This window comes from Streptomyces sp. NPDC012827, from assembly GCF_042900905.1.
Taxonomy (GTDB): domain Bacteria; phylum Actinomycetota; class Actinomycetes; order Streptomycetales; family Streptomycetaceae; genus Streptomyces; species Streptomyces gulbargensis.
Genome location: NZ_JBIBBY010000007.1, coordinates 195,520 through 218,632, shown reverse-complemented (window position 1 = coordinate 218,632; position 23,113 = coordinate 195,520). Strand labels below are relative to the sequence as shown.

Here is a 23,113-nt window from a genome sequence, read left to right as displayed (position 1 = left end):
GGCGGTACGGTCGGACGTCCGAGAACGGAAGACCGGGGAAGTGGGTGCAGGGCGTCGATGGCGATTGCCAAGGCCGAGCGGCTGATGAATCTGGCGCTGTGCCTGCTCGGGACGCGCCGCCCGCTGAGCAAGCGTGAGCTCCGCGGCTCCATCGAGGCCTACCTGGAAGCCGCCGGCGACGAGGCCTTCAACCGCATGTTCGAGCGGGACAAGGACGACCTGCGCGAGCTCGGCCTGGTCATCGAGACGGTCGAGAACCTCGACGGCGAGACCGGCTACCTGGCCCGCCGCGACTCCAACCGCCTGCCGCCGATCACCCTGGACGCCGAGGAGGCCGCCGCGCTCGGCCTCGCCGCCAAGGTGTGGCAGCAGGCCCGCCTCGCCGGCGCGGCCAGCGGAGCCCTCCAGAAGCTCCGGGCCGCCGGCATGCCCGAGGCCGACGACACGTACGAGGCACAGCCCAGCGCCCTCGAACCGCGCATCCCCGTCCACGAGGCGGCCTTCGAGCCGCTCATGCTCGCCTGCCGCGACCGCCGGCCCGTCGTCTTCGACTATCGCAAGGCCAACTCCGCCCGCCCCGAGACCCGCCAGGTCGAGCCCTGGACCCTCGAATGCTGGCGCGGCCACTGGTACCTGGCCGGGTGGGACCGGGACCGCGGCGCCGAGCGCGTCTTCCGCCTGTCCCGGATCACCGGCAAGGTCCGCTCCCGGGCGGGCGCCTTCACCGCCCCCGTCCCCGACGTCGTCACCGTCCGGGAGACCGTGGAGAGCTGGGCGGGGGAGACCGCCACCCGCTCCGCCCGCATCCGGCTCCGGGCCGGCTGCGGCTACCCGCTGCGGGCCCGCGCCCAGGCCGTGCACGAGGGCGCGGACGGCTGGGACGAGCTGGAGATCCCGTACGGGCACGGCCTCGACGCCTGGCTCGTCGAGTTCGGCCCGGACGTCGTCGTACTGGAACCCGCCGATCTGCGGGCCGATGTCGTGGACCGGCTGCGCGCCGTGGCCAAGGGCTGAAGGGGAGGCGTACCGCATGGCGGCCAACGCGATCGACCAGACGAGGCGGATGCTGTCCCTCGTCACCTACCTCCGCGAGCGCCCGGGGGCGCACGTCGCCGACGTGGCGCGCGCCTTCGGGATCACCGAGGACGAGCTGATCTCCGACCTGGACGTGCTGCCCATGTGCGGCACCAGCTTCCGCGGCGGTGACCTGCTCGACATCGACACCGACGGCGACCGCATCTGGTGGCACAACCCGGACGACGTGGCGGCCCCGCTGCGGCTCGCCGCCGACGAGGCCACCGCGCTGCTCGTCGCGGCCCGGGCCGTGGCCACCCTCCCCGGTCTGCGCGAGAGCGACCGGGAGGCACTGCTGCGCGCCACCGCCAAGCTGGAGGCGGCGGCCGGCGAGGCGGCGGGCGCCAGCTCCCGGCTCTCGGTCACCTTCGAGTCCGAGGGCGGTGTCTTCGCCGAGGTCGACCGGGCCATCTCCGAACGCAGGCGGCTCTGGCTCCGGTACTACTCGCCCGCCCGCGACGAGCTCACGGAACGGGAGGTGGACCCGATCCGGCTGTTCGCCGTCGGGCACACCTACATGGAGGCCTGGTGCCGCCTCTCCGAGGCGCGCCGGACCTTCCGCCTGGACCGGGTCGCCGAGATCCGGATCCTCGACGAGCACGCCGCGCCGCCCGAGCTGGAGCTGCGGGACCTCTCGGAGGGGCTGGTCCAGCCGTCGGCCGACGACCCCGAGGTCGTGGTCGAGGTCGGCCCCGGTGGCCGCTGGGTCGCCGAGTACTACCCGCACGACAAGGCCGAGGAACTGCCCGACGGCGGCCTGCGGATCACCCTGCGCACCCCCGACCCGGCCTCGCTGCGCCGGCTCGGACTGCGCCTGGGCAGCGACGGGCGGATCGTCGCCCCGGTGGCGCTCGCCGCCAGCGCCCGGGAGGCGGCCGCGGCGGCACTCGCCGCGTACGACGGGATCTGAGGTTCCGCCGGAGCCGGCCCCGGGTGCCACCGCGGGCCGGCGGCACCGGCGTACCGTCCGGGACACGCCGGAGCGCGTGCCCGCCGGCGGCGCGCCGGTCGCGAGGAACACGCCCGCCCCCCGGGGACTTGAAGGGCCGGGCGGGACGCTTCGCCCGTGAGGAGTACGGCCGAGCGGGCCACGCCGGCCGAGAGAGATGCGGCAGTCGAGGGAGATGAGCTGAATGTCCGTGATGTCCGGCCTGGTGGCGCCGACGGCCCCCGTCCTCTTCAAGGCGGCCTGCCCCGACTGCCGCTCCCGCTTCGAACTCTCCCCCTCCGCCCTGCGCCTGGCCATCGGCGCCAGCCGCCGCACCACCTTCTACTCCTTCACCTGCCCCGCCTGCGGCAGCGCCGTCCGCAAGCCCGCCGGCGAACGGATCGTGGAACTCCTCACCGGCGGCGGCGTCCGCACCCTCCGCCTCCACACCACCGCCTGAGCGCGGGCGCCGACGGTCTAGGCTCAGCACATGTTCTGGCCCATGCTCGCCATCGCCCTCGGTTTCCTCGGCCTCGCCGTCCTCGGCGTCCTCGGGATCAAGGTCTTCGTGGAGGTCCAGCGCCTCGGCCGTCAAGTGGCCCGCACCACACAGCGCATCCAGCGGGCCGCCGAGGACCTCGAGGACGCCGCCACCGACCTGGCCCGAACGGGCGAGGCCCTGCGCTGAGTCGGGGCCCTGCGCTGCGGGAAGACGCCGCCGGGGCTTCACGGCGGACGCAATCGCGCGTATGCACGGGCATTGCCCCGCGTTTACTCGTGCGGGTTACGATCGCAGACAGCGCGGTGGCCGGACCCTGTCCGGCCCGCCGGGCACCGCACGTCCATGTCGCCTCGGTGAAGAAGGTAAACAGCTATGGGTAGGCTCGGCCCCACCGAGATCATCCTCATCCTCGTCGTCATCATCCTGCTCTTCGGCGCCAAGAAGCTCCCGGACATGGCCCGCTCCCTGGGCAAGTCGGCCCGCATCCTCAAGAGCGAGGCGAAGGCGATGAAGTCCGAGGACCAGCAGAGCGCGCCCGCCGACCCGCCGCACCCCGGAGCCCAGGACCCGCAGCCCGCGCCGCGTACCATCCAGGCCGCTCCCGGCGACGTGACCAGCTCGCGTCCCGTGACGGAGCCCTCGGACACCACCAAGCGCTGACCCGGTCCGCCGCGGCCGCCGCACCGGGCGGCGGCCTGCCGCACGAGATGAGGACGTGGGTTGCTCAAGTCTGCCCGCAAGCAGGAGAGGGATCCCGAGGGCCGCATGCCCCTCGTGGAACACCTGCGTGAACTCCGCAACCGCCTGGCGAAAGGCCTGCTGGCCGTCGCGGCGGTGACGGTCGTTGCCCTCGTGTACAGCGAGGAGCTGATGCAGTTCCTGACGAAATCGGTGCCCACCTGCGCACCGGGCGTCACCAGTGACGGCGGCAACTGCGCGATCGTCTCCTTCAACACGCTGATGGCCCCCTTCAGCACGACGATCCAGCTGTCCCTGACGGTGGGCCTCGTCGTGGCCAGTCCCATCTGGCTGTACCAGCTGTGGGCCTTCGTCGCGCCCGGACTGCACAGGAACGAGAAGAAGTACACGTACGCCTTCGTCGGGGCCGCCGTCCCGCTGTTCAGCGCGGGCGCCTACCTCGCGTACCTCATCCTCCCCATCAGCGTGAAGGTCCTCATCAGCCTCACGCCCAGCGGCTCCGCGAACATCCTCTCGCTCGGTGACGTCCTCGACTTCACCCTGCGCATGGTGCTCGTCTTCGGCCTCGCCTTCGAGCTGCCGCTCATCCTGGTGATGCTCAATCTGACCGGTGTCCTCACCGGCCGCCGCATGGCCGGCTGGTGGCGCGGCGTGATCATGGGCGTCTTCGTCTTCGGCGCCGTCATCACCCCCACCACCGACCCCGTCGGCATGATCGCCCTCGCCGGGCCCATCACCGTCCTCTACTTCGGGGCCGTCGCCTTCTCGCTCCTCAACGACCGGCGGCGCCGGCGCAGGAACCCCGACGCCGAACTGGACGACGACGAGGCTTCCGTACTCGACCTCACCCCCGAGGCCGTCGGCGCCGTCGAACCCGTCTCCACCGTCCCCGCCCTGCCGGAGCAGGCGGCCGCCGAGCCCGAGGTGCGCGGGGCACAGCGCCCCGGCGGCTACGACGACATCACCTGAGCCGCTGCTGTGAGGTCCCCCCGGGCTCCGTCCGGGGGGACCTTTCCATGAGCGGCGACGCCGCCGGCACGTACCGTGTCCGCCCGAACACGCCGCGCGCCCCGGGGCCGGATCCCCGGGATAAAGATCGCGTCACTGTCGGAGGGGGCGGGTAGGCTCGAGAACAAGATGACAGAGGACCTCACACCAGCCGAAGCGTACGCAGCCGCTCGCGCCCGCAACGCCGAGCAGGCCACCGCGCTGGCCCCCTTCCGCGAGATGTACGAGTTCGGTCTGGACCCCTTCCAGATCGAGGCCTGCCAGGCACTCGAGGCGGGCAAGGGCGTGCTCGTCGCCGCCCCCACCGGCTCCGGCAAGACCATCGTCGGCGAGTTCGCCGTCCACCTCGCCCTCACCCAGGGCCGCAAGTGCTTCTACACGACCCCCATCAAGGCGCTGTCGAACCAGAAGTACGCCGACCTCGTCAAGCGGTACGGCAACGCGAAGGTCGGCCTCCTGACCGGCGACAACAGCGTCAACGGCGACGCCCCGATCGTCGTCATGACCACCGAAGTCCTCCGCAACATGCTGTACGCGGGGTCCCAGGCCCTCTCCGGCCTCGGCTACGTGGTCATGGACGAGGTCCACTACCTCTCCGACCGGTTCCGCGGAGCCGTCTGGGAGGAAGTGATCATCCACCTCCCCGAGTCCGTGACCCTCGTCTCCCTCTCGGCGACCGTCTCCAACGCCGAGGAGTTCGGCGACTGGCTCGACACCGTCCGGGGCGACACCGAGGTCATCGTCTCCGAGAGCCGCCCCGTACCCCTGTGGCAGCACGTCCTGGCCGGCCGCCGGATGTACGACCTCTTCGAGGAGGAGACCGACCACGGCGGCCGCGGCGCCGCCCGCCGCGAGGTCAACCCCGACCTCCTGCGCCTGGCCCGCACCGAGAACACGCGCACGTACAACCCGCGCGACCGGCGCCGCGGCAAGATGGTCCGGGAGGCCGACCGCGAGCGCGAGCGCCGCCAGCGCTCCCGCATCTGGACCCCCGGCCGCCCCGAGGTCATCGAGCGCCTCGACGCCGAGGGCCTGCTGCCCGCCATCACCTTCATCTTCAGCCGCGCCGCGTGCGAGGCCGCCGTCCAGCAGTGCCTCTACGCCGGGCTCCGCCTCAACGACGACGAGGCGCGCCACCGCGTCCGCGAGATCGTCGAGCAGCGGACCGCGTCGATCCCCGCCGAGGACCTCCACGTCCTCGGCTACTACGAATGGCTCGAAGGCCTGGAGCGGGGCATCGCCGCCCACCACGCCGGCATGCTCCCGACCTTCAAGGAGATCGTCGAGGAACTCTTCGTACGCGGTCTCGTCAAGGCGGTCTTCGCCACCGAGACCCTCGCCCTCGGCATCAACATGCCCGCCCGCTCCGTCGTCCTGGAGAAGCTCGTCAAGTGGAACGGCGAGCAGCACGCCGACATCACCCCCGGCGAGTACACCCAGCTCACCGGACGCGCCGGCCGCCGCGGAATCGACGTCGAGGGCCACGCGGTCGTGCTCTGGCAGCGCGGCCTCGATCCCGGCCACCTCGCCGGCCTCGCCGGCACGCGCACCTACCCGCTGCGCTCGAGCTTCAAGCCCTCGTACAACATGGCGGTCAACCTGGTCGACCAGTTCGGCCGGCACCGCTCGCGCGAGCTCCTGGAGACCTCCTTCGCCCAGTTCCAGGCGGACCGCTCCGTGGTGGGCATCTCCCGCCAGGTCCAGAAGAACGAGGAGGGACTCGCCGGTTACCGGGAGGGCATGACCTGCCACCTCGGCGACTTCGAGGAGTACGCGCGGCTCCGCCGCGAGCTGAAGGACCGTGAGACGGAACTGGCCAAGCAGGGCGCCGCCCAGCGCCGGGCCCAGGCCGCCGCCTCGCTGGAGAAGCTCAAGCCCGGAGACGTCATCCACGTCCCCACCGGCAAGTTCGCGGGCCTCGCGCTCGTCCTCGACCCGGGCATTCCCGCGGGCCGCACCAACGGCCACCGGGGCCTCGAGTACCACGACGGGCCGCGCCCGCTGGTCCTCACCGCCGAGCGGCAGGTCAAGAGGCTCGCCTCCATCGACTTCCCCGTCCCGGTGGAAGCCCTGGAGCGCATGCGGATCCCCAAGTCCTTCAACCCGCGCTCCCCGCAGTCCCGCCGCGACCTCGCCTCGGCCCTGCGCACCAAGGCCGCGCACCTCAACCCCGAGCGGCACCGCAGGCAACGGGCCGCGGCCGCCGACGACCGCGAGATCGCCCGGCTGCGCACCGAGATCCGCGCCCACCCCTGCCACGGCTGCGACGAGCGCGAGGACCACGCCCGCTGGGCCGAGCGCTTCCACCGGCTGCAGCGCGACACCCGGCAGCTGGAGCGGCGCATCGAGGGCCGGACGAACACCATCGCCCGCACCTTCGACCGGATCGTCGCGCTCCTCACCGAACTCGACTACCTGCGCGGCGACGAGGTGACCGAGCACGGCAAGCGGCTCGCCCGGCTCTACGGCGAACTGGACCTGCTGGCGAGCGAATGCCTTCGCGAACGGGTCTGGGAGGGGCTCAAGCCGGCCGAACTCGCCGCCTGCGTCTCGGCCCTGGTGTACGAGTCGCGGCAGGCCGACGACGCCGTCGCGCCCAAGCTGCCCACCGGCAACGCGAAGGCCGCCCTCGGCGAGATGGTCCGCATCTGGGGCCGTCTCGACGCCCTGGAGGAGGAGTTCCGGATCAACCAGGCGGAAGGCGTCGGGCAGCGCGAGCCCGACCTCGGCTTCGCCTGGGCCGCCTACCAGTGGGCCTCCGACAAGAGCCTCGACGAGGTGCTGCGGGAGGCCGGGATGCCGGCCGGTGACTTCGTCCGCTGGTGCAAGCAGGTCATCGACGTCCTCGGCCAGATCGCGGCCGCCGCGCCGGCGGACAACAGCACGGTCTCCAAGAACGCGCGGAAGGCCGTCGAGGGGCTGCTGCGCGGGGTCGTCGCCTACAGCTCGGTGAGCTGACGGGCCGTCCGGCACGACGGTGACACGGTCCGGGACGCCACCGGTCCCGGTCGACAGGAAGGGCCCCGGCGCGGCAGCGCGCCGGGGCCCTTCGCCGTCAACAGGACCGCGCGGGCGGCGCGTTGGGGAACCGCCGTCCGTCCACAGGCGGTTGTCCACAGGGCTGGCGCGGGGACGGGCGGTCGGCTTGCATGGACTCGCACACCCGCACAGGGGCACCGTCAGTTGGGGAGGGGACGTACGTGACCACGCAGACAGGTCCCGGCGCCGGGACACGCGCGCAGCCGGCCGCGACCATCACCGAGGGCCCGCGCGGCGTGCCGTTTCTCGGGAACCTGCCGGCTTTCGGAAAGAACCCCCTCGCCTTCTTCGAACAGCTCCGGGCCCGTGGAGACATGGTCCGCTGGCGCTTCGGGCGCGGTCCCGCCCTCTTCATCGCCGACCCGGACACCATCGGGGAGCTCCTCACCGAGGTCGAGCGGACCTTCGACCAGCCCGACCTCGGCATCGCCTTCCGCACCCTCCTCGGCAACGGCGTGGTCGTCGCCAAGGGCGCCGACTGGCGGCGCAGGCGCTCCCTCGTCCAGCCCTCCGTCCGCCCCAAACAGGTCCGCTCCTACGCGGCGACGATGAGCGAGTGCGCCGTCGCCCTCGCCGACCGGTGGACCGACGGGCAGCGCGTCGACGTCAAGAAGGAGATGGCGGCGCTGACCCAGCTCATCGCGGTCCGCACCATCTTCGGGGTGGACACGGCCGCCGTCGCGGGGGCCATCGGCCGGGCCATGGACGTCGCGCAGAAGGAGATCGGTGCCGAGTTCAGCGGCATCGGCGCCCTGCTGCCGGACTGGGTGCCCACCCCCGGGCGCGCCCGCGTCAAGCGGGCCACCGCCGTCATCGACGCCGAGGTGTCCCGGGTGGTCGCCCGCCACCGGGCCGGTGACACCGACCGTCCCGACCTGCTCAGCCGGCTCCTCGCCGCCCGTGACGAGACCGGCGCCCCGCTCTCCGACCGGGAGATCCGCGACGAGACCGTCACCCTGTACATCGGCGGGCACGAGACCACCAGCTCCACCCTCGTCTGGGCCTGGTACCTCCTCTCCCGCAACCCCCGGGTCCGCGCCGCCCTCACCGAGGAACTGGACCGGGTCCTCGCGGACCGCGAGCCGGGACACGACGACTACGCCTCCCTGCCGTACACGCAGGCGGTGGTGAAGGAGACGCTCCGGCTCTATCCGACGGTCTGGCTCATCACCGGTATCGCCAGAAAGGGCGCCACGCTCGCCGGCGTCCCCGTCCCGGCCGGCACCCGCGTCTGGTCGAGCCAGTGGGCCACCCACCGTGACCCCCGCTGGTACGGCGACGCGGAGGCGTTCCGTCCCGAACGCTGGCTCACCGACGAGAACGGTGAGTCAGCCGAACGGATCCCCGAGTACGCCTGGTTCCCGTTCGGCGGCGGCCCGAGGGTCTGCCTCGGCACGCGCTTCGCCCTGGTCGAGGCGGTCCTCGTCCTGGCGGTCCTGGCCCGCCGCCACCACCTGGACGTGGCCGCGGGCGAGATACACCCCGTCCCGAGCCTGACCCTCCAGCCGGACCGCGAGGTGATCGCCACGGTGCGGACGAGGACCTGACCGGCCCTCAGGGCGCGGGGAGCGCCGGGGGCTTGGAGGCGAGCGCCGTGGCGAGGGCCCGCAGCTCGTCCGCGCGGAGCACGCGTCCCCCGAAGCCGGGCAGCGGGACGTGGAGGGTGCCGGTCCAGGAGGACGGAATCGCCCCGGCCCCGTGCACCGCGCCCGCCAGTGTCCCCGTGACGGCGGCCACGGTGTCGGTGTCCCCGCCCAGGTCGACGGCGGCCGTCAGGGCCTCCACGAAGCCGCGGGTGGTGCGCAGCGCCCAGACGGCCGACGCGAGGCAGGGCCAGACGGCTCCGTTGAACTCGGTGGCGTCCGCCGGGGACCAGTCGGGCGCGAGGACGGCCGCCCAGCGTGCTCGCTGGGCGGGGGCGACCTCGGCGAGCGCCTCGGGCAGGGCCGCGAGGGGGTCACCGCCGAGGAGCGCCACGCGCACCAGCTCGTGCAGGAGCGCGGTGCCCTCCCAGGCCGCGGGGTCACCGTGGGTGAGGGCGGCGATCCGCCGGGCCGCGTCCATGGTCACCGCCCGGCCGGCGGGCGCGAAGTGGACGGCGGAGGTCGAGGCCCGCATCAGCGAGCCGTTGCCGGCCGCCCGGCCCTCCCGCCGGAAGTCCCGCGCCGCCGCCCGGTCCCACGGATCGGGGCCGAGGAGGACCCGCTCGGTCTGCAGACCGATGTCCTTGGGGTCGGCCGCCGCCCACCGCCGGAACCGGCCGAACAGGTCCTGAGGATCCAGCCCGCCGCGCTCGAGAAGGGACTCGCCGACCAGAACGGCCATCTGCGTGTCGTCCGTCGCCTCCCCCGGATCCCAGCCGCCACCACCGCACAGCTCACCGATGCCGTCGGGGAAGCGGGCGCGGTAAGTCCCCGGTGGCCCGAATTCGAAGGGGGCGCCCAGAGCGTCGCCGACGGCCGCACCGAGAACGGCACCGGCGGCCCGGTCGAGGGAAATCATGAACGCATCCTGGCAGGTTCGGCGGGCGGCACCCCGGCCGGGTCGGCGGCGGGCGATGCGGGCAGCGACCGCGCGGGGGAGCGGAGGGAGAGGGCGGAACCGGCCAAGGCGGCGAGGACGATCACCCCGGCGGCGGCGAGGGTGAGGCCGTCCGGTTCCAGCAGGGGCTGACCGCGCAGAGCCTGCCAGGTCAGCAGGACAAATGCCGCCGCGTACGCCCCGGCGACGGTCACGACCAGCCGCAGTCGGGTCCGGTCGTCGGCGAGACGCCCGAAGCGGGGGGCGAGCACGGTGAGGACGAGCAGCAGCAGGGGGAGCAGCTGGAGCGCGTGCATCCCGAAGAAGTGGGCGACCCGCAGATCGCCGCCGGTCACGGCCCACCCCGTCACCGGCATGGAGGGGCCGCCGTCAGGGACACCGACGCTGTGGGCGCCGACGACGGGCGGGTTCTCGGCCGCCCGCTGCTCCGGCGTCGGCCGCACCATCAGGAAACCGACGGCGGCACCCGCGAGGGCGATGAAGGAGGAGAGGCGGACGGCCCAGGCGGTGGCGCGATCGAGGATCCGGGCGCGGAGCAGCAGCACGGCGACGACCAGGGCGGCCACCCAGAGCACGACAACGGTCAGGCCCATGATCCGGAAGACGGTGGCGTCGAAGGGTGTCGCCTGATTGAAGTGGCTCCGTGTGCCCCTTACCACCTGGAGGGTGATGAGGACCATCTCCACCGCACCGGCCACGGCCACCACGGTGCCCGCCCACCACCCGGCCCGCCGGGCGTGCGGCAGCAGCGACAGCATCCAGGCGAGGGAGAGCGCGTAGGCGACGAACGAGACCGCGAACTTCAGCGGCTTGAACCAGATCGGCGCGCCGACGAGTGTCCGGTCGTCGATGAGGAGACCGCCGGCGCAGACGAGGGCGAACAGGACCATCGCTCCGGCGAACCACAGGAGGGGCCGATGGAGGCGGTGATCGGACGCGGGCAGGTACGAGGACATGCGAATCCCCCCAAGAATAGATAGTGGCACTTGCTGCTATCTGATAGCGCCACTATCTATGATGGAGTGCGGGTCGGCAAGGCCCGGGAGGATGGGGAAAGGTGAACGCGCCGTGCGCATCGGAGAATTGAGCCGCAGGACCGGGGTCTCGGTGCCCACGATCAAGTTCTACGTACGGGAGGGCCTGCTGCCCGCGGGCCGGCTGACGAGCCCCAATCAGGCCTCGTACGAGGAGGCCCACGTACGGCGCCTCCGGCTCATCAGGGCCCTCCTTGATGTCGGCGGCCTGTCTGTGGCGGCGATCCGCGAGGTGATCGCGGCCATCGACGACCCGGAACGGCCCGTGCACAAGATGCTCGGCGAGGCCGCCGCCCGCCTCGTCCCGCGGTACGAGCGCGCCTCGGACGGGGATTCCAGGGCCGGGAACCCCGCGGAGGGGAGCGCCGCCGTGGCCCGCGAACGGGTGGAGGAGATCATCGCGGCGCGGGGGTGGCGGGCGTACCGGGGCAACCCCGCGGGGGAGGCCCTCGTCGCGGCGCTCCAGGCCCTCGAAGAGGTCGGCCACGGCCGGTTCGCCGAGGTTCTGGACGTCTATGCCGAGGCTGCGGAAAAGGTGGCGCGCGCGGACCTGGAGTACGTGGCGCGCAACGTGGCCCGTGAGGACTTGGTCGAGAGCGTCGTCGTCGGCACCGTCCTCGGCGACGCCGTCTTCGAGTCCCTGCGCCGCCTGGCCCACGTCGACGCCTCGGACCGCCTCTTCGGCCGCGAGGGGGCGCCGGGGGCGGCCCCCGGGCCGGTGGTGCCCGACGTCGGCTGAGGGACGGGTGCGTGTCCATCCGTGTGACGCGGCCGGCGCCACCCGCTCCGGGGGGACCGCCGTTCCCGCCCGGTTCTGCGGCGCCTCTCATGCATGCGCGAGGCCCCCGTCCGCTGCCGGGGAGGCGGCGGGCGGGGGCCCTGGGGCCGAGGGAGGGCGGTCAGCGTTCCTGTTCGCGTTCGACCTGCTCGTTCCACTCGCGCTTGATCGCACGCCAGGCCTCGTCCGTCTTGCCCTGGCGCCAGTAGCCTGAGATGGACAGCCGCTCACGCGGGACGTTCCGGTCGAGGCGCAGGTGACGGCGGAGTTCCTTCACGAACCCGGCCTCGCCGTGCACGAAGGCGTGGACATCGCCCGCGGGGAAGTCCAGGCCCCGCACGGCCTCCACCAGGGCCTCGCCGACCGGGCGGTCCCCCCGGTGCAGCCAGGTCACGTCCACACCGGCCGCCGCGGCGAACTTCTGCTCCTCCGCCGCGTCCGCGACCTCCAGGAACGCGTGCACCCGCGCCCCCTCGGGAAGCCGCTCCAGCGCCACCGCGACGGCCGGCAGCGCGCTCTCGTCACCCACGAGCAGGTGCCAGTCCGCCGCCGGATCCGGAGCGTACCCACCACCGGGCCCCAGGAAGCGCACGGTCTCGCCGGCCCGGGCCCGCGCGGCCCACGGCCCGGCCAGGCCCTCGTCGCCGTGGACGACGAAGTCCACGGTCAGCTCGCGGTGGACCGGGTCCCAGGCCCGCACGGTGTACGTCCGCGTCGTCGGCCACTGCTCCCGGGGGAACTCCGCCCGGATCCGCTCCATGTCGAAGGGCTCCGGGTAGTCCACCCCCTCCGGGGCGAACAGCAGCTTCACGTAGTGGTCGGTGTACTCCCCGGCGTCGAAGTCGGCGAGTCCGGGACCGCCGAGGACCACCCGCACCATGTGCGGAGTGATCCGCTCGGTGCGCACCACGCGGGCTTCGGTGGCCTTCGGTGCCTTGCGTGCGGGCTGCTCTGCCACGACGGGCTCTCCTGACTCTGCGTACTTAGGCATACCTAAGCTAGCACCCTGGCGGAGGATCCGACACCGCGTCAGCGGGCGGCGAGCACCGGAAGCAGCCGGCCCACCGCCCCGCCCAGCCCCCAGCGCGCCACCAGCGCCTCCAGGGCCGCCGGGTCGCGGGGCGCGTCCGGCAGCGCCGGGTCGAACTCCGGCAGGGGCGCATCGGAGGCGACCCGCACCACCGTCGGCGCCACGTCCAGGTAGGCGGCTGCCTCCACGATCCCGCGCCGCTTGGCCGGCGTGAGCTTCGACGTCCGGTCCACCGCCGCCGCACGGACCCCCGCCAGGTCCCCGTACTCCGTGATCAGCTGCGAGGCCGTCTTCTCCCCGATGCCCTTCACCCCGGGGAGTCCGTCGCTGGCGTCGCCCCGCAGGGCGGCGAAGTCCGCGTACTGGTCGGGCCGCACCCCGTACTTCGCGGCGATCAGCTTCCCGTCGACCAGGTCGCAGTCACCGACGCCCTTGCGCGGGTAGAGGACCCGTACCTCCCGGGCGTCGTCCACCAGCTGGAAGAGGTCGCGGTCACCGGTCACGATGTCCACCGGTCCCGTGGCGCGCGCGGTGAGCGTGCCGATGACGTCGTCGGCCTCGTACCCCGCCGCCCCGACCCGCGCGATCCCGAGCGCCGCCAGCACCGCCTCGATGACCGGCACCTGCGGCGACAGGGTGTCCGGGATCTCCTCCTCGTCCGGGCCGGTCTCCGTCTCCGCCGCCACCCGGTGCGCCTTGTACGAGGGGATCAGGTCCACCCGCCACTGCGGACGCCAGTCGTCGTCCCAGCACGCCACCAGGTCGTCGGGCCGGTGGTCCTGCACGAGCCGGGTGATGAAGTCGAGCAGGCCGCGCACGGCGTTGACCGGGGTGCCGTCGGGGGCCCGCACGGAGTCGGGCACACCGAAGTAGGCGCGGAAGTAGAGGCTGGCGGTGTCGAGGAGCATCAGGCGTCGCGTCACAGCGCCCGATCTTAGGCTCGCCCCCGCCTCGCCGCGTCCGGCCGCGCCCGCGCCCGCCCGAGCCCCGAGCCCCCCGCCCCCGCCCCCACCGCCCCGGGCCGAGGCCCGAGCCCCCCCCGCCCCCACCGCCTCGGGCCGAGACCCGCGCCCCCCGCCCGTCACCGAGGCGGCGCCGTGACGCCCGTCACCTTTGCGTTTGCCCTCCGGGGCGCAGGGCAGGGGCTCGCGCGGAGCGGACCCGGTACGAGTTTCAACCAAGGATGTCGTACGCGACGGGCGCCGCGGGCCGATCCCGCCCCGCTCCACGGCCCGGCCGCGCGGGGGTGGCAGGGCCGTTCTTCATTGCTACCCGTGAGGTGTATGTGTCCAGGCTCCAGGCCGACCACTTGTACAAGGTGTTCGGCAGACGCCCCACCGACCAGTCCGAAGCCGTCCGCAGGCTCGCCGCCGGCGACGCAGACCGCGACGAGCTGCGCGCGGAGGGGACGACGGCCGCCGTCGTCGACGCGTCCTTCACCGTCGACCCCGGTCAGATCTTCGTCGTGATGGGCCTGTCCGGCTCCGGGAAGTCCACGCTCCTGCGCATGCTCAACGGACTGCTGGAACCCACCGCGGGCCGGGTCCTCTTCGACGGCCGCGATCTCACCGCGCTCTCCCCCCGCGAACTGCGTGCCGTCCGTGCCCGGAAGATCAGCATGGTCTTCCAGCACTTCGCGCTGTTCCCGCACCGCACGGTCCTGGAGAACGCCGCCTACGGACTGGAGGTGCAGGGCGTCCCGCGCGCCGAGCGCGAGCCCCGCGCCGCCGAGGCCCTCGAACTGTGCGGCCTCGCCGGCTGGGAGAAGTCCTGGCCCGACGAGCTGTCCGGCGGCATGCAGCAGCGCGTGGGCCTGGCCCGCGCGCTCGCCACCGACGCCGACCTGCTCCTCATGGACGAGTCGTTCAGCGCCCTCGACCCGCTCATCCGCCGCGACATGCAGGACCAGCTCCTGGTCCTCCAGAAGCGGCTGAAGAAGACCATCGTGTTCATCACCCACGACCTCAACGAGGCCATGCGCATCGGCGACCGCATCGCCGTCATGCGGGGCGGCCGGATCGTCCAGCTGGGCACCGCCGAGGACATCCTCGTCCGCCCCGCCGACGACTACGTCGCCTCCTTCATCCAGGACGTCGACCGTTCCCGGGTCCTCACCGCCGCCGCCGTCATGACGGACGACGAGGCCCCCGCGGACTGCGCCGCCGACTGCCCCTGCCGGCCCGTCGGCCCCGACACCCTCGTCGCCGACCTGTGCGCCGTCTCCGCGCTCGCCCCGCACCCCGTGACCGTCCGGGACACCGACGGCTCCTTCCTCGGCGTCGTACCGGCGGACCGGCTCCTCGGCGTCATGGGCGGACTGACCACCGAGGAGGTGGCCCGTGCCTAGGCTTCCCCTCGGCCAGTGGGTCGACAGTTCCGTCGACTGGCTCCAGACCCGGCTCTCCTGGCTGTTCGACGCCATCAGCACCGGCGTCACCGGCCTCTACGACGGCATCGACGCCGTCCTGTCCGCCCCCGAGCCCCTCCTCTTCGCCGGCATCCTCGCCGTCGTCGCCTGGTGGCTGCGCGGGCTCGCCGCCGGAGTCCTCGCCTTCGCCGGATTCGCGCTCGTCGACTCCGTCGAGCTGTGGGAGGACGCCATGGCGACCCTCTCCCTCGTCCTCGTCGCGACCCTCGTGACGCTGGTGATCGCGGTCCCGCTCGGCATCTGGGCCGCCCGGTCCAAGACCGTCAGCGCCGTCCTGCGGCCGGTCCTCGACTTCATGCAGACCATGCCGGCGATGGTCTACCTCATCCCCGGCATCATCTTCTTCGGCGTCGGCGTCGTCCCCGGCATCATCGCCACCATCGTCTTCGCGCTGCCCCCGGGCGTCCGCATGACCGAACTCGGCATCCGCCAGGTCGACGGCGAACTCGTCGAGGCCGCCGAGGCCTTCGGCACCACCCCGCGCGACACCCTGGTCCGCGTCCAGCTCCCGCTGGCCCTGCCCACGATCATGGCCGGCGTCAACCAGGTCATCATGCTCGGCCTGTCCATGGTCGTCATCGCCGGCATGGTCGGCGGCGGCGGACTCGGCGGTGCCGTCTACCGCGCCATCGGCAACGTCGACATCGGCCTCGGCTTCGAGGCCGGCGTCTCCATCGTCGTCCTCGCCATGTACCTCGACCGGATCACCGGCGCCCTCGGCCGCCAGGTCTCCCCGCTCGGCCGCCGCGCCCTGGCCAAGGCCCGCGCGCTGACCGCCGGCCGCCGCGGCGCCAAGCTGTGGGCCCACCGCCCGCAGCCCGTCACCGCCCTGGTCGGCGTGGTGGTCCTCGCCCTCGCCGCGAGCGGCGCCGGCCTCTGGGGCGGCAAGGGCGCCTCCTCCACCACCGCCTCCGGCCCCGGCGGCGGTCACGGCAAGAAGATCAGCATCGGCTACATCCCCTGGGACGAGGGCATCGCCTCCACCTTCCTCTGGAAGGAACTCCTGGAGCGCCGCGGCTACGAGGTCGAGACCAGGCAGCTGGAGGCCGGCGCCCTCTACACGGGCCTCGCCGGCGGACAGCTGGACTTCCAGACCGACGCCTGGCTGCCGGTCACCCACGCCCAGTACTGGGAGAAGTACCGGAACAAACTGGAGGACCTCGGCTCCTGGTACGGGCCCACCTCCCTCGAACTCGCCGTCCCCTCCTACATGAAGGACGTGAAGTCGCTCGCCGACCTCAAGGGCAAGGCGGACACCTTCAAGGGCCGGATCGTCGGCATCGAGCCGAGCGCCGGAATGATGGGCATCCTCAAGGACAAGGTCCTCAAGGACTACGGCCTGGAGGGCGAGTACCGGGTCGTCGACGGCTCCACCCCCGGCATGCTCGCCGAGCTGAAGCGGGCGTACGACCGCAAGGAACCGGTCGTCGTCACCCTCTGGTCCCCGCACTGGGCCTACTCCACCCACGAGCTGACCAAGCTCGCCGACCCCAAGGGCTCCTGGGGCAAGGGCGACGGCGTCCACACCCTCGCCCGTAAGGGCTTCGCCAAGGAGAACCCCGAGGTCGGCGCCTGGCTGAAGAACTTCGAGCTGAGCGAGAAGCAGCTCACCGACCTCGAAGCCGTCATCCAGGAGACCGGCAAGGGCAAGGAGCAGGAAGCGGTCCGCACCTGGCTCGACCGCAACAAGGGCCTGGCGGAGAAGCTCGCCCCCCAGTGACCCGTCCGGCGGCCGTCCGGGCCGCCGTACGACTCCTGTCCGAAAAGGGGCGGTCGCCGAACGTGTTCGGCGACCGCCCCTTTTCGCCACGACGCGAAACCCCGCCCCAAAGCTGCGTAAGGTGCAGGTAACCGGCCGGTACACACGAGGACGAGGGAGGGAGCCGACATGGACGAGAAGGAGCCGACCCGCGTGGGCGCGGCCGTCAAGAGGCGCCGCCGCACGCTCCAGCTCACCCTGGCGGTCGTCGCCTCCCGCAGCGGACTGTCCGTCCCCTTCCTCAGCCAGGTCGAGAACGAGCGCGCCCGGCCGAGCCGCCGCTCCCTCGACCTGCTCGCCGAGGCCCTGGAGACCACGGCCGGCGAACTCATCGCCGCCGCCGAGGCCACCCGCACCGTCGACGTCGTCCGCGCCGGCGAGCACGCCCCGGGCCTGCCCGAAGGCGTCCGGCCGCTCGTCCGGGGACGCCACCAGCTGCACGCCATGGAGTTCACCGGAGAGCAGGACGCCGGCCGCGAATTCCAGCACCGCAACGACGAGTTGCTGTACGTGGCGGACGGCGCCGTCGAGATCGAGGCGGAGGGGCGGGCCCACCGGCTCGGCCGGGGAGACACCCTCTACCTGTCCGGCGGGGTACGCCATCGCTGGCGCGCCACGGAACCCGGCACCCGGCTCCTGGTCGTGGCCGTCGCCGACCACGTGGAGGCGGAGGAGACGTGACCGCCCGGGCCACGGACATGAGACGCCGGGCCACGGACATGAGCGCGGTGGTCCCGGGCGTGGGCCCGGTGGTCCCGCTCCTGAAGCCGATGGCCCCGGGCCGTGCGGCATGAGGGTCGTCTCCCTCGTCCCGTCGCTCACCGAGGCCGTGGCGGTCTCCGCTCCCGGCGTCCTCGTCGGCGCGACGGACTGGTGCGCCCGCCCCGCCGGCCTCGACGTCGTACGGATCGGCGGCACCAAGAACCCCGACGTCGCGGCGGTCACCGCCCTCGCCCCGGACCTGGTCCTCGCCAACGAGGAGGAGAACCGCACCCCGGACCTGGACGCCCTGCGCGCCGCCGGGCTGCACGTCCTCGTCACCGAGATCCGCACCCTCGACCAGGGGCTGCGCGAACTGGACCGCGTCCTGGCGGCCTGCGGCACCCGGACCCGGCCCCGCTGGCTGGACGAGGCGGAGTCCGCCTGGCGGGCGGTGACGCCGGACGGCCCGCGCACCGCCGTGATCCCCATCTGGCGCCGCCCCTGGATGGTCCTGGGCCGCGACACCTTCGCCGGGGACCTGCTGACCCGCCTCGGCGTCCGCAATCTCTACGGGGACCATCCCGAGCGCTACCCGCGCGTCCCCCTCGACGAGCTGCGCGCCGCCGCGCCCGACCTGGTCGTCCTGCCCGACGAGCCGTACCGCTTCACCCGCGAGGACGGCCCCGAGGCGTTCCCCGGCACGGCCGCCGCGCTGGTCGACGGCCGGATGCTCACCTGGTACGGGCCGTCCCTGGCCGAAGCGCCCCGGGCGCTGTCCCGGGCCCTGCGAGCAGCACACCGCTGACCAGGCCTCCGGCGGTGCGGACCGCCGCCACCAGCCAGGCCGCGACGAGGAGCGCGTACAGTCCGGCCGCCGCCCACCGGAACCCGGCGAGACCGGTGTGACGGGCCAGCGCCTCCGCGCCGGTCACACAGGTCCCGACGGGGAAGGTGAACGCCCACCAGGACAGCGCGAACCCCATGCCCCGCCGCCGGGCCCGCAGCACCAGCGCGCCCGCGAGAGCCAGCCACAGCAGGGCGAAGCCCATGACCGGCACGCCGTAGAGCACGGCGAAGGCGGTGAAGCCGTGCGCGTACGACGCCGGCAGCACGCCCCCGGCGGTGTCGGCGAAATGGCCGACGGCGGTGACCGACTGCCCCAGCGGGCCGAGCACCAGGAACAGGGACGGCGTGAGCGGGAGCGGCAGCGGGCCCCCCGTCACGAGCCGCCCGAAGACGAGTGGCAGGACGAGCAGCGTGGCGAACAGGCTCACGCCGAACAGCGCGTAGCAGCCGAGGAGCAGGGTCTCCCGGGCCTCCCCGGCCGGCAGGTGGGGGAGGAGGAGGGGCCCCTGCGCCGCCGAGACCATCGGCGGGACGACCGGCAGCAGCCACGCCGGGGTGGCGTCCTCGATCCGGTGGCGCACCACCATCAGGTACGGCACGGCCACCGCCGTCACCAGTCCGAGCAGCGTGCCGGCGCAGAACAGGACCGTGTCCAGGGCGACGGCGGCCGGCAGCCCGATCCGGTCCCGCCCGACGTTCAGGGCCCCGCCTCCGACCGACAGCAGCGCCATCGCCGCACAGCCGTGGAACGGGGCCGTCGCCGGGTCCAGGAGGTGGGCGCGGGCCTGGTCGCGGTGGCGCGCCCAGTGGACGGCCCGCGCGGCGACGAGGACGGTCAGCATCACCAGGGACAGGGCCCAGACGAGGGTGGCGGCGGGACGGAGCCCGGGTATCGGGAGGGGGAGCGCGGCGCCCGCGGTGGCGACGACGGCGGTGCCCATGACGGAGGCGTACCACTGGGGGCCGAGGTGCCGCACGGACCGGACGGTACGCGGGGAGGGGGCCGGGGGTAGGACGGACACCGTGCGGGCGGATCCGGGGCCCGGGCCCCGGTCGGCGCCGGGCGCGGGCGTGCGGGTCTCCGGACGGAAAGGTGCGTGGCTTGCCATGGTCCTGACTCTCTCCCGCCGGTCCCGCCCCCACCAGGGACGTCCCGCCTATGAGGCCATAAGCTGGGTTTATGAGCAGTGAGCCGGGCGAGACGCCGCACCCCCTGTCCCACCGGGTCCCCGACCTCGGCGCGCTCGAACTCCTGCTGGCGGTCGCCCGGCACGGCAGCCTCGGGGCCGCCGCCCGGGAGGTCGGCATCACCCAGCCCGCGGCCAGCAGCCGCATCCGCTCGATGGAACGGCAGCTCGGCGTGGCGCTGGTCGACCGTTCGCCGCGCGGGTCGCGTCTCACCGACGCGGGCGCCCTCGTCACGGACTGGGCCCGCCGGATCGTGGAGGCCGCGGAGGCCTTCGACGCGGGCGCGCAGGCCCTGCGGACCCGCCGCGACTCGCGGCTGCGGGTCGTCGCCTCCATGACCATCGCCGAGTACCTGATGCCGGGCTGGCTGATCGCCCTGCGCGCCGAGCGGCCCGGCACGGCCGTCTCGCTCCAGGCCGGGAACTCGGCGGCGGTCGCCGAACGGCTCCTCGCCGGTGAGGCGGACCTCGGTTTCGTGGAGGGTCTCGCGGTGCCGGACGGTCTCGACGGGGCCGTCGTCGCCCACGACCGGCTCGCCGTGGTCGCCGCGCCCGGCCACCCCTGGGCCCGCCGACGCCGACCGCTGGACCCGGCCGAACTGGCGGCGACCCCGCTGGTGCTCCGGGAGCGCGGCTCGGGCACCCGCCAGGTCCTGGACGCGGCCCTCGCCGCCCATGGCGGCCTCGCGGAGCCGCTCCTCGAACTCGCCTCCACCACCGCGGTCAAGGCCGCCGCCGTGAGCGGTGCCGGCCCCGCCGTACTCAGCGAACTCGCCGTCGCGGAGGAACTCTCCTCCCGGCGCCTCGTCGCCGTCCCGGTCCAGGACGTCCTCCTCCGCCGCGACCTCCGCGCCGTCTGGCCCACCGGTCACCGCCCCACCGGCCCGGCCCGCGACCTGCTCTCCCTGACGAGGGCCCGCCCGCGCGGCTGACGAGGGGAGGGCGGGAACCGCGCGCCCGCCCGTGCCCCTGCCGCTCGGGCGGCGGGCCTTTCGCCGCCGCGCGGCTCCGGCCCCGTCCCCGGATCGTGGCCCCGCCGCCGCGCGGCTCCGGCCCCGTCCCCGGATCGTGGCCCCGCCGCCGCGCGGCTCCGGCCCCGCGTCCCTCAGACCGTGCCGGCCCGGTGCGTGATCCGGCCGTTGAGGACCGTCAGGAGCACCGGGACGTCCGGCAGTTCGGTCGCCGGGACCGTCAGCGGGTCGTCCGCGAGGACCGTCAGGTCGGCGCGGTGGCCGAGGGCGAGACGGCCCGCCTCGTGCTCCTCGCCCGCCGCGTAGGCGGGGGCCGTGGTCATGCCCCGCAGTGCCTCCAGCGCCGTCAGTGCCTGCCCGGGTCCGTGCGGCGGCAGGCTGAGGTCGCGCCTGGGGCGGCGGTGCCGGGCCCCGGCCATCACGCCGAGCGGCGGGAACGGCGCGATCGGCCAGTCCGACCCCAGCACCACCGTCGCCCCCGAGTCCCACAGGTCCCGGCAGCGCCAGGCGCGCGAGGCCCGCTCCTCCCCGAGGCGGCGCGACCAGTTGTCGGTGTGGTCGGCTCGCGTGAAGTCGCAGCAGTGGGTGGGCTGCATGGACGCGAGGACCCCGAGCTCCGCGAACCGGTGCAGCGTGTCGTCCGGCACCGTCTCGATGTGCTCCACCCGGTGCCGTACCGCGCCCCCGCCGGAGGCCTGCGCCTTCTCGACGGAGTCGAGGACGTGCCGTACCGCCGCGTCCCCGATGGCGTGCGTCGCCGTGGGCACCCCGGCCCGGTGCAGTTCACCGACGATCCGGGTGTACGCCTCGGGGTCGGGCCAGAACGCGTGCGTGGACTCGCCGTGGCAGTCGGGCCGCTCCAGCCACGCCGTGCCGTTGTCGATCGTCCCGTCCATGAACAGCTTCACGCCCGCGACCCGCCACAGGGCCCCGCCCGTGCCCTGCTGCTCGATGAGCGCGCGTACGGCAGCGGCGTCCGCGCCGGGCTGGCACCAGGGCGCCACGCGCAGGCGCAGCGGCAGCTCCCCGGCCGCGTCGAGGTCGGCGTACAGGTCGAGGCTCGCTCCGTTGGCGTCCATGGCGTGGCCGCCGGTCAGGCCGGCCGCGGCCATGGACCGCAGCGCCGCGGCGAGTCCCTCCCGGCGCTCCTCGGCGGTCGGCTGCGGCGCCACCCGCTCCACCAGTGCGCAGGCGGCGTCCTCCTGGAGGAGCCCGGTCGGGCGTCCACCGGCGTCGCAGACGATCTCGGCGGAGGCCTGCTCGAAGGTGCGGGGGCCGTCGATCCCGGCGAGTTCGAGGGCCCGCCGGCTGGCGAGGGCGGAGTGCGCGTCGAACAGGAGGAGGAAGGCGGGGATGCCGTGGAGGACGGAGTCGAAGGGCGCGATCCCGACCGGTACGTCACCGAACACGTTCGGGTCGAGTCCCCAGCCGAACAGCCACTCCCCGCGCCGCAGCCGCCGTGCCCCCAGGGACAGCGCGGCCCGTACGTCGGCGAGGTCCGCGCACTCCGACAGGTCGAGACCGGCCGTCAGTTCGGCCCCGCTGACCGGGTGGATGTGGCCGTCCACGAAACCGGGCGTCACGACGCCGCCCTTGAGGTCGACGACGGTGGCGCCGGGGTCCGCGAGCGCCCGGATCTCACGGTCGTCGCCCAGCGCGGAGATCCGGCCTTCGGTGGACACGGCGAGCGCGGTCTCCGGCAGGAACAAGCCCGTGGCGGGGTCGAGCAGCCGGGCGGAGTGAAGGACGAGCGGGGTGGTGCGCACAGGGGCTCCAGAGCAGGAGAGGGGAGGGGAGGAGGAGGGGTGGGAGGACCGGGACGCAGGAGGGAGGGGGCCGGGATTCAGGAGGTACGTGTCGGGGCCGGGGCGGTCCCACCCGCATCCGGAATCGGCGCGGCGTCCGTCAGCGCGCCGGCCGCGAGCCCCAGTTCGCGTTCCGCGGTGGTGACGGCCAGGCGGGTCACCGCCTCCGGACGGTCGGCGCGGTCGGAGTTGGCGTGGGCGCCGAGGCCGTCGAGGACGACGAGGATCTGGATGGCCGTCGTGCGCGGGTCGTCCGTGCGGAACTCGCCGCGCTCGACGCCCTCGCGGATGAGCGCCTCGAGCCGGTCGTCGGAGGCGAGCTCCATCTCGGTGACCCGGTCGCGCAGCACGGGCCGGTAGCGGCTGAGGTGCCGGGCGTTGATCCACAGGCGGCTGATGTCGTCGTACGCCTCGCCGGTGGAGAGGGCGAAGTACCGCGCGAGGTACTGGGTCGGCGTCCCGTGGGGCCGCTCGGCCGGCAGCAGGGAGTCGAGTTCGCCGAGCGCGGCCACGGCGAAGGCCTCGGCCACGAGCTCCTCCGCCGAGGGGAAGTAGTGGCTGATCAGTCCGGGGCGCACGGCGAGTTCCTCGGCGATCCGCCGGAGGGTCACACACTCCAGGCCCTCGGTGAGGGCGACCCGGGCGGCGGTCCGCACGATCTCTGCCCGGCGGGCCTCCGGAGATTTCCGAACTCGCTTGCGCTCAACGCTTGACGGCATACCGGGGATGCTATTGAGTGTGCGACCAATAAGCAACCAGGTGGGCACGACACGCACCGGAGG

At 73.7% G+C, this 23,113-nt stretch carries 21 protein-coding genes; 14 read left to right on the top strand and 7 right to left on the bottom strand.

The window, feature by feature from the left end; translation table 11 throughout:
* The first annotated feature begins 57 nt into the window (after positions 1-57).
* The 8 genes from ACFY60_RS17815 (at position 58) to ACFY60_RS17780 (ending at position 8,797) form a co-directional block, all read left to right on the top strand.
* Entirely contained in the window at positions 58-1,014 is a 957-nt protein-coding gene (locus ACFY60_RS17815; RefSeq protein WP_388612749.1) for a helix-turn-helix transcriptional regulator, read from the top strand.
* A 16-nt stretch (positions 1,015-1,030) separates the two neighbouring features.
* Positions 1,031-1,984, top strand: a complete 954-nt coding sequence (locus ACFY60_RS17810) for a helix-turn-helix transcriptional regulator (RefSeq protein ID WP_388612751.1) — start codon at positions 1,031-1,033, stop codon at positions 1,982-1,984.
* A gap of 223 nt (positions 1,985-2,207) precedes the next feature.
* Complete coding sequence (locus ACFY60_RS17805) at positions 2,208-2,462, top strand: hypothetical protein (protein WP_309049610.1); 255 nt, start codon at positions 2,208-2,210, stop codon at positions 2,460-2,462.
* Between the two features lie 30 nt (positions 2,463-2,492).
* Complete coding sequence (locus ACFY60_RS17800) at positions 2,493-2,690, top strand: hypothetical protein (RefSeq protein WP_309049611.1); 198 nt, start codon at positions 2,493-2,495, stop codon at positions 2,688-2,690.
* Between the two features lie 186 nt (positions 2,691-2,876).
* Positions 2,877-3,164 (top strand): Sec-independent protein translocase subunit TatA, encoded by a 288-nt coding sequence (gene tatA / locus ACFY60_RS17795; RefSeq protein WP_309049612.1) that lies wholly within the window; start codon positions 2,877-2,879, stop codon positions 3,162-3,164.
* Positions 3,165-3,269: 105 nt separating this feature from the next.
* Positions 3,270-4,172: a twin-arginine translocase subunit TatC gene (tatC, locus tag ACFY60_RS17790; protein ID WP_388613015.1), complete on the top strand. Its 903-nt coding sequence runs from the start codon at positions 3,270-3,272 to the stop codon at positions 4,170-4,172.
* A 168-nt stretch (positions 4,173-4,340) separates the two neighbouring features.
* Positions 4,341-7,169, top strand: a complete 2,829-nt coding sequence (locus tag ACFY60_RS17785) for a DEAD/DEAH box helicase (protein WP_388612754.1) — start codon at positions 4,341-4,343, stop codon at positions 7,167-7,169.
* 242 nt (positions 7,170-7,411) lie between these two features.
* Positions 7,412-8,797, top strand: a complete 1,386-nt coding sequence (locus ACFY60_RS17780) for a cytochrome P450 (protein WP_388612756.1) — start codon at positions 7,412-7,414, stop codon at positions 8,795-8,797.
* Between the two features lie 7 nt (positions 8,798-8,804).
* Here ACFY60_RS17780 and ACFY60_RS17775 read toward each other — a convergent pair whose 3' ends face one another.
* Together ACFY60_RS17775 and ACFY60_RS17770 are read right to left on the bottom strand one after the other, a co-directional pair.
* On the bottom strand, positions 8,805-9,752 hold the full coding sequence (locus tag ACFY60_RS17775) for an ADP-ribosylglycohydrolase family protein (RefSeq protein WP_388612758.1): 948 nt from the start codon (positions 9,750-9,752) through the stop codon (positions 8,805-8,807).
* The gene (locus ACFY60_RS17770; protein WP_388613016.1) at positions 9,749-10,681 is read right to left on the bottom strand and encodes a hypothetical protein; all 933 of its coding nucleotides are present in this window, start codon (positions 10,679-10,681) and stop codon (positions 9,749-9,751) included. Before ACFY60_RS17770 ends, ACFY60_RS17775 begins: the two co-directional genes overlap by 4 nt.
* Positions 10,682-10,859: 178 nt before the next feature.
* Between ACFY60_RS17770 and ACFY60_RS17765 the strand changes: the two genes are divergently transcribed.
* Positions 10,860-11,564: a MerR family transcriptional regulator gene (locus tag ACFY60_RS17765; RefSeq protein ID WP_388612760.1), complete on the top strand. Its 705-nt coding sequence runs from the start codon at positions 10,860-10,862 to the stop codon at positions 11,562-11,564.
* A 160-nt stretch (positions 11,565-11,724) separates the two neighbouring features.
* Here the strand turns inward: ACFY60_RS17765 and ACFY60_RS17760 are convergent, their stop codons facing one another.
* Complete coding sequence (locus tag ACFY60_RS17760; protein ID WP_388612762.1) at positions 11,725-12,561, bottom strand: siderophore-interacting protein; 837 nt, start codon at positions 12,559-12,561, stop codon at positions 11,725-11,727.
* Between the two features lie 71 nt (positions 12,562-12,632).
* The gene (locus ACFY60_RS17755) at positions 12,633-13,541 is read right to left on the bottom strand and encodes a 5'-3' exonuclease H3TH domain-containing protein (RefSeq protein WP_388613018.1); all 909 of its coding nucleotides are present in this window, start codon (positions 13,539-13,541) and stop codon (positions 12,633-12,635) included.
* 377 nt (positions 13,542-13,918) lie between these two features.
* On the opposite strand from ACFY60_RS17755, the gene ACFY60_RS17750 reads away from it, so the two are divergent.
* From ACFY60_RS17750 to ACFY60_RS17735, 4 genes are all read left to right on the top strand, one after another.
* Positions 13,919-14,980, top strand: a complete 1,062-nt coding sequence (locus ACFY60_RS17750; protein WP_388612764.1) for a glycine betaine/L-proline ABC transporter ATP-binding protein — start codon at positions 13,919-13,921, stop codon at positions 14,978-14,980.
* Positions 14,973-16,781, top strand: a complete 1,809-nt coding sequence (locus tag ACFY60_RS17745) for an ABC transporter permease/substrate binding protein (protein WP_388612766.1) — start codon at positions 14,973-14,975, stop codon at positions 16,779-16,781. Before ACFY60_RS17750 ends, ACFY60_RS17745 begins: the two co-directional genes overlap by 8 nt.
* Positions 16,782-16,949: 168 nt before the next feature.
* Positions 16,950-17,501, top strand: a complete 552-nt coding sequence (locus ACFY60_RS17740; protein ID WP_309054278.1) for an XRE family transcriptional regulator — start codon at positions 16,950-16,952, stop codon at positions 17,499-17,501.
* A gap of 109 nt (positions 17,502-17,610) precedes the next feature.
* The gene (locus tag ACFY60_RS17735; protein WP_388612768.1) at positions 17,611-18,327 is read left to right on the top strand and encodes a helical backbone metal receptor; all 717 of its coding nucleotides are present in this window, start codon (positions 17,611-17,613) and stop codon (positions 18,325-18,327) included.
* On the opposite strand, the gene ACFY60_RS17730 is transcribed toward ACFY60_RS17735, so the two are convergent.
* Complete coding sequence (locus ACFY60_RS17730) at positions 18,254-19,309, bottom strand: TDT family transporter (RefSeq protein ID WP_388613020.1); 1,056 nt, start codon at positions 19,307-19,309, stop codon at positions 18,254-18,256. The two genes, ACFY60_RS17735 and ACFY60_RS17730, sit on opposite strands and share 74 nt — an antisense overlap.
* Positions 19,310-19,548: 239 nt before the next feature.
* Between ACFY60_RS17730 and ACFY60_RS17725 the strand changes: the two genes are divergently transcribed.
* Positions 19,549-20,487 carry a LysR family transcriptional regulator gene (locus ACFY60_RS17725; RefSeq protein WP_388612770.1) on the top strand — a complete coding sequence of 313 codons (939 nt, stop codon included), beginning with the start codon at positions 19,549-19,551 and terminating at the stop codon, positions 20,485-20,487.
* Between the two features lie 173 nt (positions 20,488-20,660).
* Here the strand turns inward: ACFY60_RS17725 and ACFY60_RS17720 are convergent, their stop codons facing one another.
* Together ACFY60_RS17720 and ACFY60_RS17715 are read right to left on the bottom strand one after the other, a co-directional pair.
* Positions 20,661-22,292, bottom strand: coding sequence for an amidohydrolase (locus ACFY60_RS17720; RefSeq protein WP_388612771.1), 1,632 nt, complete (start codon positions 22,290-22,292; stop codon positions 20,661-20,663).
* A gap of 77 nt (positions 22,293-22,369) precedes the next feature.
* A complete protein-coding gene (locus tag ACFY60_RS17715) occupies positions 22,370-23,050 on the bottom strand; it encodes a TetR/AcrR family transcriptional regulator (RefSeq protein WP_388612773.1) in 681 nt (226 codons plus the stop codon).
* Between the last annotated feature and the right edge of the window lie 63 nt (positions 23,051-23,113).